This window comes from Allorhizobium paknamense (assembly GCF_030815125.1).
Lineage (GTDB): Bacteria > Pseudomonadota > Alphaproteobacteria > Rhizobiales > Rhizobiaceae > Allorhizobium > Allorhizobium paknamense.
This window is the reverse complement of record NZ_JAUSWH010000003.1, coordinates 369,505-384,549: the sequence shown is the minus strand read 5'-3', so window position 1 is coordinate 384,549 and position 15,045 is coordinate 369,505. Positions and strand designations below refer to the sequence as shown.

Annotated in this window: 11 protein-coding genes and 1 pseudogene; 4 read left to right on the top strand and 8 right to left on the bottom strand. The window is 60.5% G+C overall.

From position 1 onward, the window contains the following. Positions 1-342 precede the first annotated feature (342 nt). The 4 genes from QO005_RS07665 to QO005_RS07650 all read right to left on the bottom strand — a co-directional run bounded on the left by QO005_RS07665 (position 343) and on the right by QO005_RS07650 (position 6,846). Positions 343-2,523: a methyl-accepting chemotaxis protein gene (locus QO005_RS07665; RefSeq protein ID WP_307157399.1), complete on the bottom strand. Its 2,181-nt coding sequence runs from the start codon at positions 2,521-2,523 to the stop codon at positions 343-345. Positions 2,524-2,798: 275 nt separating this feature from the next. Further along, positions 2,799-4,940 (bottom strand): methyl-accepting chemotaxis protein, encoded by a 2,142-nt coding sequence (locus QO005_RS07660; RefSeq protein ID WP_442476149.1) that lies wholly within the window; start codon positions 4,938-4,940, stop codon positions 2,799-2,801. 186 nt (positions 4,941-5,126) lie between these two features. Then, positions 5,127-6,056 (bottom strand): substrate-binding domain-containing protein, encoded by a 930-nt coding sequence (locus QO005_RS07655; protein ID WP_307157397.1) that lies wholly within the window; start codon positions 6,054-6,056, stop codon positions 5,127-5,129. Between the two features lie 403 nt (positions 6,057-6,459). Further along, on the bottom strand, positions 6,460-6,846 hold the full coding sequence (locus QO005_RS07650) for a hypothetical protein (RefSeq protein ID WP_307157396.1): 387 nt from the start codon (positions 6,844-6,846) through the stop codon (positions 6,460-6,462). A gap of 380 nt (positions 6,847-7,226) precedes the next feature. Between QO005_RS07650 and QO005_RS07645 the strand changes: the two genes are divergently transcribed. Beyond that, on the top strand, positions 7,227-8,792 hold the full coding sequence (locus tag QO005_RS07645) for a helicase HerA-like C-terminal domain-containing protein (RefSeq protein ID WP_307157418.1): 1,566 nt from the start codon (positions 7,227-7,229) through the stop codon (positions 8,790-8,792). 8 nt (positions 8,793-8,800) lie between these two features. Continuing rightward, positions 8,801-8,890 (top strand): annotated as a pseudogene (locus tag QO005_RS24280) (invasion associated locus B family protein); the annotation flags it as partial. 39 nt (positions 8,891-8,929) lie between these two features. Here QO005_RS24280 and QO005_RS07635 read toward each other — a convergent pair. Then, positions 8,930-10,744: a HAMP domain-containing methyl-accepting chemotaxis protein gene (locus QO005_RS07635; RefSeq protein ID WP_307157395.1), complete on the bottom strand. Its 1,815-nt coding sequence runs from the start codon at positions 10,742-10,744 to the stop codon at positions 8,930-8,932. A gap of 322 nt (positions 10,745-11,066) precedes the next feature. Next, positions 11,067-11,492: an organic hydroperoxide resistance protein gene (locus tag QO005_RS07630; protein ID WP_307157394.1), complete on the bottom strand. Its 426-nt coding sequence runs from the start codon at positions 11,490-11,492 to the stop codon at positions 11,067-11,069. A 152-nt stretch (positions 11,493-11,644) separates the two neighbouring features. On the opposite strand from QO005_RS07630, the gene QO005_RS07625 reads away from it, so the two are divergent. Then, positions 11,645-12,103 carry a MarR family winged helix-turn-helix transcriptional regulator gene (locus tag QO005_RS07625; protein ID WP_307157393.1) on the top strand — a complete coding sequence of 153 codons (459 nt, stop codon included), beginning with the start codon at positions 11,645-11,647 and terminating at the stop codon, positions 12,101-12,103. Here the strand turns inward: QO005_RS07625 and QO005_RS07620 are convergent, their stop codons facing one another. Together QO005_RS07620 and QO005_RS07615 are read right to left on the bottom strand one after the other, a co-directional pair. Continuing rightward, positions 12,104-12,817: a L,D-transpeptidase gene (locus QO005_RS07620; protein ID WP_307157392.1), complete on the bottom strand. Its 714-nt coding sequence runs from the start codon at positions 12,815-12,817 to the stop codon at positions 12,104-12,106. Between the two features lie 321 nt (positions 12,818-13,138). After that, positions 13,139-13,927 (bottom strand): L,D-transpeptidase, encoded by a 789-nt coding sequence (locus tag QO005_RS07615; RefSeq protein ID WP_370878017.1) that lies wholly within the window; start codon positions 13,925-13,927, stop codon positions 13,139-13,141. 212 nt (positions 13,928-14,139) lie between these two features. On the opposite strand from QO005_RS07615, the gene QO005_RS07610 reads away from it, so the two are divergent. Then, the gene (locus QO005_RS07610; RefSeq protein WP_307157390.1) at positions 14,140-15,030 is read left to right on the top strand and encodes a thermonuclease family protein; all 891 of its coding nucleotides are present in this window, start codon (positions 14,140-14,142) and stop codon (positions 15,028-15,030) included. Positions 15,031-15,045: the final 15 nt, after the last annotated feature.

Below are 15,045 nucleotides of genomic sequence, written 5' to 3'. Positions count from 1 at the left end.
CGGTTTCAAACGTTCCCACTGGTCATCTCGAAGAACCTCACCATCCATCGCCAACCTCCAAAAGTTAGCGTTGAATCTGATTTGCGCCTCAAAGGGAATCCCAAACCATTAATTTGTCACTACAGCCTAGGGTCTGTGGACATGTGCCCTTGATCGACACAGAAACGCCGCCGGTAGTCTCCGGCGGCGTCGTCCGTTTCGAGGTGTATGATACGAAGAGCCATTGAAAATGACTCTTCGTATTCCCCTTTCGAATATCTCAAGTCCCTAATACATTTGAGATATTCGAAATTCTTTCAAGGCGAGGATGCGTTAGCATCTTCGAGCCTTGGTATGAGAAGCTTACGCCGCGTGGCGCTGACCGTAATGGGCCGGTGCCGCCTGGGTGCGAAAGCGGCGGATCATCTCGGCGAGATTTTCCGTTTCCTGCGTCAGGCTTTGCGCCGCTGCCGTGGTTTCTTCCACCATCGCCGCATTCTGCTGCGTTACCTTGTCCATCTGGTCGGCGGCACCCGTCACTTCCCGCAGGCTGCCAGCCTGTTCGCGGGCGGAGTTGGCGATCTCGGTGATCGTCGAGCTCATCTCGACAACCTGATCGACAATCTCCTTCAGCGACGAACCGGAGGCGCTGACGAGGTTCACGCCCGTCTGCACCTGGCTGCTGGAGGTCGAGATCAGGTCCTTGATCTCCTTGGCCGCCTGCGCCGAGCGCTGGGCCAGTTCACGCACTTCCTGCGCAACCACCGCAAAGCCCTTGCCGGCTTCTCCGGCACGCGCGGCTTCGACACCGGCATTCAGCGCCAGAAGGTTGGTCTGGAAGGCGATCTCGTCGATGACGCCGATGATGTTGCCGATCTTTTCCGAAGACCCCTGGATGGCCGTCATCGCTTCGATGGCGCGCGAGACGATCTCTCCCCCCTTGGCGGCGTTATCACGGGCGGCAGTAACCGCATGCTGGGCGCGGCTTGCGCCTTCCGCCGTGCCGTTGACACCGCGAGACACGTCACCAAGAGCTGCAACCGTTTCCTCCAGAGACGCCGCCTGCTGTTCGGTGCGCCGTGCCAGATCGTTGGAGGCGACCGAGATTTCCTTCAGGCCCGAGCGGATCGTGCTGACTGCCGTCACCACAGACCCCATCGCCTCTTCAAGCGAGGCAACGGAGGTATTGAAGTTCTGGCGGATCGGCTCGAATTCCGGTGCGACACGGTCCTGCATACGGAAGGTCAGATCGCCTTCGGCCAGCGCCGTAAAGCCCTTCTGAACCTGGAGAACGAAGAGGCGCAAATCCTCGGCCTTGGCGTTGTCGAGCGCCGACTGGCGCTGACGTTCGCTTTCCACCGTTTCCCGCAGGCGGTCCTGTTCGGCCTGCACGGCCTGGCCATTGGCGAGATCATGGCGGAATTTTTCCAGCGCACCGGCCAGAAGGCCGAATTCGTCGCGGCTTTCAAGCCCGGCCACTGGTCTTGCATAATCACCGGCGGCCATGGCGCGCACGGCGTCCACCATATGGCCGAGCGGCTTGCGGACGATAATCGAGGAGACCGCATAGATCATGGTCAGCGCTATCACCAGCAGCACGAGGCCGCTGATGGCCGTGGAGGTCACTTCATGCACAACCGGCGTGGTGAAGGTGGCGGCGGGCACATCGAGAATGGCGGCCCAGGTGCGGTTCATGCCCGGCGCGGTGAAGGGATAGACGAGACGGGTCGCACCATCCGGCAGCCCCTCGATGACCCGCATCTTGCCATCGGCAAGGGCGGCCTTGACCTGATCGGCGCCGGTTTCGGCATAGGGCTTCAGCAGCGTATCCTTGCTCGGATGCACCAGCCACTTGGTGTTATCGGCCACCAGCATGACGCGGCCATCGCCGAAGGGGCGCATGGCGTTGAGCGTGGCGGAAAGGTCATCGAGCTTGATATCGACGCCAGCCAGACCGACAATCTTGCCGGAGGCGCGCACGGGGATGGAGACCGAGGTGATCAGCCGGCCGACCGTGGAAATGTAAGGCTCGGTAATCAGCCCGGCATTGCTCTGCAAGGGCGCGGCGTACCACTGCTCCTTGGGATTGATGATCCAGGTGGAGAAATCCAGCGCGCCGCTATCGGATTTGGTCCAGTAGGGCGTGAAGACGCCGTCCTTGTTCAGGCCCTCGGTGCCGGTGAGTGCCTTGTCCTCAGGGCCGCCGGGAACCTCGCACATCCATGCGCCGAACAGGTTTTTATACTGGCTGGGCACGCCCTTGATGAAGTTGACGATCTCCGCCCGCGAGCGGGCGCCGTTTTCAATATAGCTCGAAAGGCTGCCCGCCAAGGCCGTCCCGGCGGATACCGCCGTGGTCACCTCACCGGCGACATTGGCAGAGACGGAGGCCGCCTTTTCCGTGGCCAGTTGCAGGACCTCTTCCTGTACGCGCTGACTGGCCTGCCAGCCGGCAAAGGCCGAATAGGTGACAATCAGGCCCGCCATGGCGGCGCCTGCGGCAAGCACCAATTTACCCGATACTGTTCCAACCCCGAATTTCATCTGTTCAACCCCGGTTTGCTTTTCGGCAAAACGTGGCACGTCTTTCTCACTAAAGTCTAAATCGGGTTTTTGCACTTCCCAGCAGGGGTTTTTATAAATCACTGAAAAGAAAAGTATATTAACTTCCCCTTTTGGTTGAATTTCTACAGATAAAAAAATTTTCTTTTAGATATGAGTTGTCTTTCCACAATCTAAAATCCGAAGTTGTGGAAAACAAACGAAAACGCCGCCGGAAGTCTCCGGCGGCGTCATCCGTTTCGAGGTGTATGAGAAGATTACGCAGCGTGGCGCTGACCGTAATGGGCCGGGGCCGCCTGGGTGCGGAAGCGGCGGATCATCTCGGCGAGATTTTCCGTTTCCTGCGTCAGGCTTTGCGCCGCTGCCGTGGTTTCTTCCACCATCGCCGCATTCTGCTGCGTTACCTTGTCCATCTGGTCAGCAGCACCCGTCACTTCCCGCAGGCTGCCAGCCTGTTCGCGGGCGGAGTTGGCGATCTCGGTGATCGTCGAGCTCATTTCGACAACCTGATCGACAATCTCCTTCAGCGACGAACCGGAGGCGCTGACGAGGTTCACGCCCGTCTGCACCTGGCTGCTGGAGGTCGAGATCAGGTCCTTGATCTCCTTGGCCGCCTGCGCCGAGCGCTGGGCCAGTTCACGCACTTCCTGCGCAACCACCGCAAACCCCTTGCCGGCTTCTCCGGCACGCGCGGCTTCAACACCGGCATTCAGCGCCAGAAGGTTGGTCTGGAAGGCGATCTCGTCGATGACACCGATGATGTTGCCGATCTTTTCCGAAGACCCCTGGATGGCCGTCATCGCTTCGATGGCGCGCGAGACGATCTCTCCCCCCTTGGCGGCGTTGTCACGGGCGGCAGCAACCGCATGCTGGGCGCGGCTTGCGCCTTCCGCCGTGCCGTTGACACCGCGAGACACGTCACCAAGAGCTGCAACCGTTTCCTCCAGAGACGCCGCCTGCTGTTCGGTGCGCCGTGCCAGATCGTTGGAGGCGACCGAGATTTCCTTCAGGCCCGAGCGGATCGTGCTGACTGCCGTCACCACAGACCCCATCGCCTCTTCAAGCGAGGCGACGGACTTGTTGAAGTGATCGCGGATTTCGACATAGCGATTGTCCACCGCGCCGATGCGCACGGTCAGATCGCCCTGGGACAGGGCATCGAGGCCGATGGAGATCTGCTCGAAGGCATGCGCCATGCGCTGGGCGTCCTCCGCCTTTTCGCGGTCCTGGCGCAGACGCTCTTCTTCTGCGGCCAGACGCGCCCGTTCGGCTGCCAGTTCCGCAGCCACCTTGCCGCGACCGGTATCCTGGAACACCAGCAGCGAGCGGGCCATGGCGCCGAGTTCGTTGTTGAACTCGGTGCCGGTGATGACGAGATCGTTATTGCCCCGGGCCAGTTCGTTCATATTGGCGGCCATGCGGGTCACAGCGCGGGAAATCAGCAGGCCGATGACATAAGCAAGCGCCAGACCGAGCACGATCACCACAACGCTGAAGGACAGGGTGAACCGGTTGGTGCTGTCAGCGCTTGCAACCGCCTCATGGCTCTGGGCGTTCTGACGCTGGCTGATATCCTGCTGCAACTGGGCGAACTGCCGGGCGATCTGCGGACCGATGGTGCCGAGCTGGCTATCGATGAGCCCGTGGGTTTCCTTGACCACGGCCTGAAGATCGGCCAGACGGGCGCTGTAATTGCCCATGAGGCGGGCTGCCGCCTGGACACGGCCAAGCTGGAGCTTGTTGTCCTTCACCACCTCGGCCAGTTGCTTCTGTTCGGCCAGCGCCTGGGTGAGTAGAGCCTGCGCCTTGTCGTAATCGGCAATATTGTCGCCTTCCAGAAATTTGCCGGAATAAAGCATGGAGGTGGCCATGGTGGCCGCCACCTGCTGGCCCTGATGCAGCGCCTCGATATCGCCCTGACGCCAGGCGGAGCGCAGAACGTCTTCGATGGCGATATTGGTCCAGGGGCCGAACTCGAACACCTTGTCGGCGAGCTTCAGCTTGCGCTGCCACAGCACGACGACCTTGTCGAAGGTGGCCTCATAGGCCGAAACATCGCCGCGCACCTTGTCCAGCGCTGCCGCGATTTGCGGCGAGCCCTGGAAGGCGGCGGAATCACGCTTGAACTCCTCGATGGCCTTCTTGACGCCAGCGGCCTGCTCGGCCTTGTGCTCGGCGGTATAGCGGGCGGCGTTCAGCCGCAAGGCCGCGAGGTCGTCGTTCAGTTCGGCCACCAGACGTGCGCTTTCGGCGCTGCGGCCCTGCTCGTCAATGGCCTGCGACAATTGCCCGACGCCGCTGACGGCACCGAGGACCAGAAGGCCCATCAGCGCGATCAAGGCCAGGAAGCCTATAGAAATTTGGGTTCGAATACCGAGTCTGTTCCAGACTTGCATGATGATCTAGCTCCATCGGATCAGGCAGTAGATGGCCTGACGGTCAACCGGAAACGGGGATGCGCCGGATGGGCGACCACGCCGTTTCGGCGCTGTTGTTGCAGGAAGAGGGTTCCGCGGGGCGCTTGTTGAGCGCCCTCGGGGAGAGCGCATGCAGAGATCGCTCCGCAGATCCTTGATCGGGATCGGCTACTGGGTCTTGGCCACGAACTGATCGATATTGGCCGGTGTCACCAGCTTGAACGGCACCGTGATGCGCTGCGCCACCGTTTCGCCGGAGGCGAGCTTGATGGCGGCCTCGACGCTGGCCTTGCCCAGGCCCGCGGCATCCTGCAACACGGTCACATCCAGATCGCCGGCCATCATGGCCTTCTTGCCGTCCGCCGTGGCGTCGATACCGGCGACGACGACCTTCTTCATATCGACATTATGCCGCTTCAGGGCGGCGATGGCCCCGAGCGCCATGGAATCATTGTTGGCGATCACGCCATCGAACTGCACACCGGCCTTCAGCCACTCTTCCGTCTGCTGGTCGGCCAGATCCGTTTCCCAGTCGGCGGACTGGTGCTCCACCACCTCGATGCCGTTGCAGGGCGCTTCGGAAAAAATCTTTTCCACCACGGCAGTGCGCGTGCGTGCGGCTTCATGATAGAGCGGGCCGGTGAGGATCACCGCCTTGCCTTTGCCGTTCATCAGGCGGCAGACTTCCTTGCCCTGCAAGGTTCCGGCCTCCTGCTCCTGCGAAGCGACGAGCGTCTCCTTCGGCGGCAGATCCTCGACATTGCTGGGCGTATTGTTGACATAAACCACCGGCACATTGGCCGCTGTCGCCATTTTCGAAACTTCCGCGCCCATGTCGCTGTCGATCAACGCAAGAATGGCGGCATCCGGCTTGGCGGCGATGATGGCCTTGATCTGCTCCATCTGCTTGGCCGGATCGGCCTTGGCATCGGAGACGGTGAGTGTCTGGCCGGACTGCTTGGCGGCATCTTCCACCGCTTTCAGAAGGCCTGACTGAAACGTGTCGCTGGCATTGGCGATGGCGAAGGCGAGCGTCTTGCTCCAGGCCGGTGCAGCCGAAAGCGAGAGCATCACCGAAACTGCGATAAGCGAACGCATATCGATCCCCCGAATGATATGAAACTGGCTAACCTTCGGCGAAACAATTTAAGAATTGAATAAAGCGGTTGTAGCGCGCAGATATTTGCGAGGAGAGGCAAGCAACCCGCATGTTTGACAGAGTGTTCGCAGATAATGCCGCCACCAGCGGGCCGGAATTGTTTCAACAGCCGAGGAAGAACACGCCAGCAGCGCCTGGAGATACTATATTATAAATATCTAATTTTATTTTTACTTATATATAGGACAGGGCCCGGCGGGTAGGAAAACCCGCCCCTCCGGCCCCTTACAGCGCCGTGCGTTTTATCAAACGCACAAAGGACGCTGTAAGGCTTTATGTCTGCTGCATAATTTTCACCTTAAATCGATTAGGATTTAAGGAATTATGCAGTTTGCGAGAAGATCAAACGAACTGGCTGAGGCCCGGTACGGAGGCCACGACCTTATCCACCACCTCATCGCCTGCATGCTCACGGGCAACGGCCATGGTCTCGCGGGCAAGGCTGGTGATCTCACCCATGCCGAGGCCAAGGCTCATCAATTGTTGGCCAAGGCCCATGATGCCGCCGCCAATGGCGCTCATCAAACCGCCCAGCAGGCCGCCGCTCTTGCCTTCGCCATTGTAGCGGGCGACGAGTTCCGGTGCGCCGGGCATGGCTTCGATCATGCGCGCCACGGCGCCGTCATCGCCCTCGCGTTGCAGGAAGCCCAGCATCATGCCAAGGGCCTTTTCCGCGACATCCGGTGCGATGCCGACATTGTCCGCGATGCGGGTGACGATTTCACTCATGACTTTCCTCCGAGGATTGACGTTAACGTCAACGTAATGGATCGAGGCCGTTGACTCAAGGGGGTGGGTTTGCGCCCTCCCCCTTCTTTAACGGGACCTTATTCACTATTCTTTTTAGAGCATTTCCAGGAAAAGTGGAATCCGGTTTTCCGTCCGGAAATGCGTAAAAACAAAGAGTTATAGCGTTTCAGTGTTTCCATGAAACACTGAAACGCTATAGAGCATAATCCGACCGGAGTGAAACGAGGACGATCAAGCTTATGCTTCAAAAAGAAATTTTTAGAGCGCCGATCTGATTCAAGCAGATCGAAAAGCGCTCTAAAGACGATGACAATGACCGGAATGAAAATGGTTACAGATCAGGGAAGGAGCCCATGGCGATGACGGAGGACGGCAGCCTTTTTCTCGGCGCAAGCCGCAAGGCCGATGGCAGCTTCAACAAGGCGGAATTTCTGGCCCTGAAATTCGCCAACCGGCACGGGCTGGTCACCGGGGCCACCGGCACCGGCAAGACGGTAACGCTGCAGGTGCTGGCCGAGGGCTTTTCCGCGGCTGGCGTGCCGGTGTTCTGCGCCGATATCAAGGGTGATCTTTCCGGAATCGGCGCGCGTGGCGAGCCGCGGGATTTCCTGCTGAAGCGGGCCGAGGAGGTCGGGCTTGAGCCTTACGCGATGACGGAGTTTCCCGTGATCTTCTGGGATCTGTTCGGGGAAAAGGGCCATCGGGTGCGCACCACCGTGGCGGAGATGGGGCCGCTTTTGCTGGCGCGCCTTCTGGATGCGACAGAGGCGCAGGAAGGCGTGCTGAACATTGCCTTCAAGATTGCCGATGAGGGCGGGCTTGCGCTGCTCGATCTCAAGGATCTTCAGGCGCTGCTGACCTATATGGCCGAACAGGCAGGCGCCTTGTCCGCCGAATACGGGCTGATCTCCAAGGCGTCCGTCGGCTCCCTGCAACGGGCGCTTCTGCTGCTGGAGCGCCAGGGGGCCGAGCATTTCTTCGGCGAACCGGCGCTGGCAATCAGCGATATCATGCGCATCGACGCCGATGGCCGCGGCACGATTTCCGTGCTGGCCGCCGACCGGCTGATGATGAACCCGCGCCTTTACGCCACCTTCCTGCTGTGGCTGCTATCCGAGCTTTTCGAGGAATTGCCGGAAGTGGGCGATCTCGACAAGCCGAAGCTGGTGTTCTTTTTCGATGAAGCGCATCTTCTCTTCAAGGATGCGCCGAAAATCCTGATCGAGCGGGTGGAACAGGTGGTGCGGCTGATCCGGTCCAAGGGGGTGGGTGTGTATTTCGTGACCCAGAACCCGCTCGATGTGCCGGAAAGCGTGCTGGCGCAGCTTGGCAACCGGGTGCAGCATGCGCTGCGCGCCTATTCCCCGCGTGAGCAGAAGGCGGTGAAGACCGCTGCCGAGACCTTCCGCCCCAATCCCGATTTTTCCACGCAAGAGGCGATCACGGCGCTCGGCACCGGCGAGGCGCTGGTTTCGACGCTTTCCGGCAAGGGCGCGCCCTCCATGGTGGAGCGCACGCTGATCCGCCCGCCTTCGGCCCGCGTGGGGCCGCTCAGCGATGCCGAGCGGCAGAGCCATCTGACGACAGGCCCGCTCTCCGGCGTCTATGATGAGACGGTGGACCGGGAATCGGCCTATGAAATTCTCGCCCGCCGGGCCGGAAAGGCAGTGGCACCGCAACAGGCCCCCGCCTCTCAGCAGACCCCTGAAAGCGATAGTGCCGCCAGCCGCTGGAAACTGCCGGGCTTCGGGCATGAGGACGAGGCACCGGCGCGCGAGGAGAGCCGCGCCCCTGCCCGCTCCCGCCAGCGGGAAACCGTGGTGGAAGCCGCGATGAAAAGTGCCGCCCGCTCCTTGGCCAGTCAGGTGGCCAACCAGCTCGGCCGGGCTTTGGTCAGGGGAATTTTGGGCAGCTTGAAGCGGTAGGGCAGCACATAGAGCATAATCCGACCGGAGTGAAACGAGGACGGTCAAGATTATGCTTCAACAATAAACCGTTACAGCGCCGATCTGATCCAATCAGATCGGCGCTGTAATGGATCAAGCCGGGAAGGCTCGGATCTTCATGCTGCCTTGGAGTAGGACGAGCGGCGTTCCCGGATGGTGAAGCGGCTGACCAGTTGCATCAGGCGGTTGCTTTCATTGGCAAGCGAGGAACTGGCGACGCTGGTTTCCTCCACCATGGCGGAGTTCTGCTGGGTCACCTGGTCCATCTGGTTGACGGCAGTGTTGACCTCCGACAGGCCGGTGGACTGTTCACGCGACGAGGTGGTGATGGCATCCATCAGGTCGTTGATTGACTGGACGTGGCTTTCAATGACCTTGAGCGCCTCGCCGGTCTGGCGCACGGCCTGCACGCCGCTTTCGACTTCCTGGGTGGAGTTGCCGATCAACTGCTTGATTTCCTTGGCAGCCTTGGCGGAACGCTGCGCCAGTTCGCGCACTTCCGTGGCCACCACGGCAAAGCCGCGCCCGGCCTCACCGGCACGCGCTGCTTCGACACCGGCGTTCAGCGCCAGAAGGTTGGTCTGGAAGGCAATCTCGTCGATCACGCCGATGATGTTGGAGATCTGGTTGGACGAATTTTCGATACGCTGGATGGTTTCGATGGCGTGGCTGACCACTTCGCCGGAGCGCACCGCGCTCTGATTGGCCTCCCGAGCCACGGAGCGCGCCTCTTCCACCCGCTTGGCGGCATTGGAAACGTTGACGGTGATTTCATCGAGGGCGGCGGCGGTTTCCTCAAGGGAAGCAGCCTGCTGCTCGGTGCGGCGCGCCAGATCCTCGGCGCTGCGGCTGACTTCCCGCGAGCCGCTATCAATGGTGCCGGCTGAATCGGCGACCGAAGCGATCACATCGCCAAGCTGGGTGACGGCGCTGTTGAGATCAACCCGCAAGGCTTCGAATTCCTCCGAGAAGGGCTCCGTCAGTTCGAAAGAGAGATCGCCCGCCGCCAGACGCTTGAGAGCTGAGGCAAGACCGGCCGTGGCATCCTGCAGCTTCTTCTGCGCGGCAGCGTCTGCCTCGCGCTGGACGCGGATCTTCTCAGCCTCGGCCTCCTCCCGCTGGCGGGCGGCATCAGCTTCCAGTGCACGGTTGCGCAGAATGCCATCCTTGAACACCTGCAGGGCGGCGGCCATGGCGCCGAGCTCATCCTTGCGGCCATTGCCCGGCACAGAAACGGATGTATCGCCCTCGGCCAGACCATGCATGGCCCGGGTCATCGCCGAAATCGGCCGCACGATATGCAGGAAGCTGACAGCCATGGCCACCAGCGCCAGGATGATGGAGATACCGAGCGCAAAATAGGTCACCTGCTGGGTGAAGCCGATTGTGTCGATATTATCCTTGCCCTCCTGGGTGACATTGTCCTTGATATCATCAACAGCAGCCTGAATGGTGTCACCGGCCTTGTTATAGACCGTCAGGCCCTCGCCAATGAACAGGGCAAGCGCTTCTTCGCTGCGGCCAGCATTTTCAAGAGCGACAACCTTGGCCCAGAAGGCCATGCTGCTCTTCCAAAGATCGTCAAATTGGCGAAACAGGGCGCGGTCTTCCGCATCCACCAGAACGGTTTCGTAAAGCTTCTTGTCTTCCTCGACCTTGCGTACGGCCTCGTCATAGGCCTTGGCAAATTGTGCGCGCGTCTCTCCGGAAGATTGCAGCATATGGGCCTGGGCAATGCGCACATCCCCCAGATCAGCATTCATCTGGCCAAGCGTCGTCAGCGCCGTGACACGCACGGTCTGGATATTTTCCGTACCTTGGCGAATATCCGTCAGCGAATGGACACCATAAAGCCCTTGCCCTGCGGCGATCATCACCAGAAGGCAGAACAGGCCGCTGAGAACCGTACCAATCGACAGACGCATCATCATTCCTTCCTCGAACGGAATTACAAAGGCGGCTCATGCCTGCCACGCATTTTTGCGGTTTCGCAAAGGGCGATGTCGTCCATCATGGACAAGAATTGTTCCATTTATAATGGGCGGCAGGTTAATTATTGCTTATATACGGAACAATTGATTGCTCTTTAAATTCCGGGAGGTTCTTGGCGAGTGTGAAACAGGAGCACGATGGAAGTAAAAAAGGCCGGTGTGCGGACCGGCCTTTTTTGATGAATATCAAGTTCATATCCCAGCATATGTTCTGGGGCACGCTTCCCGGATCCGCAGGAACGGTGTCCGGAAACTGTCCTGATCACGCGAGCGTGACCGGCACTTCCGTCGCCGTGCGCATGGCGTGGCTATAGGGGCAGACGATATGGGCGGCCTGGACCAGCTTTTCGGCAACATCGCGATCAAGGCCCGGAAGCTCGGCGGTGACGCTGGCTTCGATGCCGAAACCGGTGCCGTCATCACGCGGGCCGATGCCAACCTTGACAGTGATCTTGGCATCATCCGGCACCTTGATTTTCTGCTGGCCGGCGGCGTAGCGCAGCGCGCCCAGGAAGCAGGCCGAATAGCCAGCAGCAAAAAGCTGCTCGGGATTGGTGCCGGTGGCGCCATTGCCGCCCAGTTCCTTTGGCACGGTCAGCGTCACGTCCAGAACGCCATTGTCGGATACGGCGCGGCCGTCGCGGCCGCCGCCGGTTGCCGAAGCGTGGGTGGTGTAGAGAATGGCCATGGTACTCTCCCTTTCGGTTGGCGGGCTTCGTGGGAGCCCTGTTATCAGCGGCCTGTCCGCTGCGGATGATTTTCTATATCGCAAAATTAAATAGCGCACAATATAATTTTGCAAATTGATTTTCGCGCCGATTTTTGCGAGAAAGCTGAACTATGACGGATGATCTTGAAGCCTATCTGACACTGGATCAGCAGCTGTGTTTTGCCCTTTACGGCGCAACGCTCGCGGTTACGCGCACCTACAAGCCTTTGCTGGAATCGCTGGGCCTGACCTATCCGCAATATCTGACGATGATGGCGCTGTGGGAGGAGGACGGCCAGGGGGTGAAAAGCCTGGGCGAGAAACTGGGCCTGGATAGCGGCACGCTCTCCCCTCTTCTCAAGCGGCTGGAACAGAGCGGCTTCATTACCCGCAGGCGCGATGCCAGCGATGAGCGGCAGGTGACGATTTCGCTGACGGAGAAAGGTGCCGATCTGAAGGTCAGGGCCGTGGACGTCATGGCGTCGATCGGCGACGCCATGGGCTGCAGCCTGGAGGAGATGGCCAGCCTGCGCGAGGCGCTGCATGGCCTGCGCGACCGATTGAACGCCGCGCAGGACCATTCATCGTAGTTACTGCAAGACGACGATTTTCGCCTTGTTCGGCACGCGGTCGTAAAGATCGATGATGTCCTGATTCATCAACCGCACGCAGCCGGAAGAGACGGCCTTGCCGATGGAGTTCCATTCCGGCGAGCCGTGCAGGCGGTAGAGCGTGTCCTGGCCGTTCTGGAAGATATAGAGGGCGCGCGCGCCAAGCGGGTTCATCAGGCCAGGCGCCATGCCGCCATTGGCAGCGGAATATTGCGCAAGCTGTGGCTGGCGGGCCACCATTTCATCCGGCGGGGTCCATTTCGGCCATTTCTGACGCCATTGGATGACGCCTTCGCCCGACCAGGCAAAGCCTTCGCGGCCAATGCCCACGCCATAGCGCATGGCGGTGCCGCCGGGCTCTACGAGATAGAGGAAGCGGTTGGGCGTATCCACCACGATGGTGCCCGCCGGATAGCCGGTCGGGTCCTGCACGCGCTGACGATAATAGCGCGGCGGAATCTGGCGGTAGGGAATGGCGGGAATGACGAAACCGCCATCCTGCATTTCGCCATACATCACATCCAGTTCCGGATTGGAAGGCGCAAGCGGCGCGCTGGGGCTGACCATGCCGCCGAGGCTGGCGCCCTGATAGGGCGGCGGCGAATAGGTGGAGGCACAACTGGACAGAAGGGCGGCTGCACCAAGGCCGGAAAAGGACAGAAAGGCGCGGCGGGAAAGATCGATTGACGTCATATAAGCACAGGGTTCCTGCTGATCAGCGTGCAACAAACGGGCCGGACGCCGATTTGTTCCGCAACGCAGTATGGGTGGGAACAAAAGCGAAAGCCACCTTTGCCCCCTTCAACGCGGTTTCACTTTTATGCGACGAAGCATGGCGAAAATGCGCAGAAAATGTGACCGCCATGCCATGACCTTGCCCCTGTGGGAAAGATGTCACAGACTAAGCATTTCCAAGGAAAGTGGATACCGGTTTCCTGTCCGGAAATGCGATAGAACAAACACGCATTTCCAAGGAAAGTGGGCACCGGTTTCCTGTTCGGAAATGCGAAAACGTTAGAGGACCACGATCTCGGCGCGCTCGCTGACGCGATTGTAGAGATCGATCACATCCTGGTTGAACATGCGCACGCAGCCGGACGAAACCGCCTTGCCCACGGATTGCCAATCCGGCGTGCCGTGGATGCGGTAGAGCGTATCCTTGCCGTTCTGGAAGATATAAAGCGCGCGCGCGCCGAGCGGATTGTTGAGGCCGGGCTCCAGCCCGCCTTCTGCCGCCGCGAAATGCCTGAGATCCGGCTGGCGGCCCACCATGTCGTCGCTGGGTGTCCAGCGCGGCCATTTGCGCTTGAACTGGATGGTGCCGCGGCCCTGCCAGGCAAAGCCCTGCTTGCCAAGCCCGACGCCATAGCGCATGGCGCGGCCATTGCCTTCGATCAGATAGAGATAATGCGCCTTGGTATCCACCACGATGGTGCCAGGCCGCTCGCTGGTGGGATAATCCACCTCCTGCCGCAGGAAGCGGCGGTCGATCCGGTCCATCGGCAGGGCATTGATGGTGTGGCCATCATCCCGCATCTGCTCGTAGAGCGCCTTTTGCGGCGGCACGGAGAAGGCAGACGTGGTCATGGGATCCGTGCCTGGCACGCCATAGGACTGCACGCGGGAGGTGGTGAAGAGGTTCTTGAACTTGTCGCCAATGCTGGGCTCAGGCGGCGGCGCGGTCTTCAGCCCCCAGACGGGCGTGACCTCGGAGGCAAAGACATCCGGGTTCATGCGGCTGGTATCCGTGACGAACAGGCAGCCGCCGAGCAGCGAGAGCGACAGCCCCGTGGCCGCCAGCATAAGCGGGCGAACGAAACGCCGTGAAAAGGAAGTAGGCACCATGCGCAAACCTGCGAGTCTTGTCTCCAGATGGTGGCAAACTGGCAGGCGCGGCTGGTGCGAGGCTGGTGCGCGGGGGGCATGCAGTCATCAAAACTTCATTTGAACAGCACTGGCAGCGCAGCGGCGACATGCTACTTTTGATCAGGGGGCAGCGATGGAGGAAATGTAAGATGGCCTTGCAGCTTTACCGTTATGTGCCCGGAACCCTGGTGATCATCGGCAAACAGCCGGATGGGGATTCGGTGCGGTTCAGGCCCGACGATGCCGACAGTCTCAGCGATATTTACCGCGCGCATTTGCTGCGGCCCGCGAAAGATGGAACGCATCAATTGCGGCTGGAAGGCATCGACGCGCCGGAGACCCATTACGGCGGCAAGGCACAACCGCTGGGCAAGACGGTGCGGGACTATTTCCTGCGCGATGAACTTGGCTTTTCCTCGGTGACCTGGCAGGGCGAAAGCGTGGCGAGCGCCGAGCCCGAGACCTTGCGCGGCGCCATTCTCACCGCCTCCGCCGACGTGCATGGGCGGCCAATTTCCTATCTCCTTCCCGAGCAAAACCCGTTTGGCGGCGCGGACACGGGCGCGATTTCTCAAGAGGTGCTGAAGGCCTCGTTCAATTTCCAGCTTCTGGCCGGCGGCCATGTCTATCCCCTGCTCTACAGTTCCGCCCCTGTCGAGCAACGGCAATGGCTGACGGCATCGGCTCAGGAAGCGCGCAGCGCGGAGCTTGGTATCTGGGCGGTGGACAGCACACCGCGCTTTGCACTCGACACGCTGGCGGATGTGGGCTGGGCCAGCCGCAGCGACGTGGATGCCAGCGAAGAAAGCGGCAAGGGCCAGGCGCGGCTGATCTTCCCGAAGATCTTTCGCCGCGCGGTGGACTTTCTCGCCTCCGGCGAGGCCGATCTTGTCACCTGGCTCACGCAGAATGGCGGGGAGAACGATCTTGTCATCGTCGGCAACCGGCTGGAAGTGCCGCTCTCCCAGTTGATTCACAGGGAGAACGATCGCTACCGGCTGGAGATCGATGTGACGGAGGCGGTGTTTGTCGAGAAATAATCGTGAGGGGCAATT

Coding starts and splice junctions, on each gene's coding strand:
- QO005_RS07665 (WP_307157399.1), bottom strand. CDS start 2,523: ATGAAATTCGGGGTTGGAACAGTATCGGGTAAATTGGTGCTTGCCGCA.
- QO005_RS07655 (WP_307157397.1), bottom strand. CDS start 6,056: ATGCGTTCGCTTATCGCAGTTTCGGTGATGCTCTCGCTTTCGGCTGCA.
- QO005_RS07650 (WP_307157396.1), bottom strand. CDS start 6,846: ATGAGTGAAATCGTCACCCGCATCGCGGACAATGTCGGCATCGCACCG.
- QO005_RS07645 (WP_307157418.1), top strand. CDS start 7,227: ATGACGGAGGACGGCAGCCTTTTTCTCGGCGCAAGCCGCAAGGCCGAT.
- QO005_RS07635 (WP_307157395.1), bottom strand. CDS start 10,744: ATGATGATGCGTCTGTCGATTGGTACGGTTCTCAGCGGCCTGTTCTGC.
- QO005_RS07630 (WP_307157394.1), bottom strand. CDS start 11,492: ATGGCCATTCTCTACACCACCCACGCTTCGGCAACCGGCGGCGGCCGC.
- QO005_RS07625 (WP_307157393.1), top strand. CDS start 11,645: ATGACGGATGATCTTGAAGCCTATCTGACACTGGATCAGCAGCTGTGT.
- QO005_RS07620 (WP_307157392.1), bottom strand. CDS start 12,817: ATGACGTCAATCGATCTTTCCCGCCGCGCCTTTCTGTCCTTTTCCGGC.
- QO005_RS07615 (WP_370878017.1), bottom strand. CDS start 13,927: ATGCTGGCGGCCACGGGGCTGTCGCTCTCGCTGCTCGGCGGCTGCCTG.
- QO005_RS07610 (WP_307157390.1), top strand. CDS start 14,140: ATGGCCTTGCAGCTTTACCGTTATGTGCCCGGAACCCTGGTGATCATC.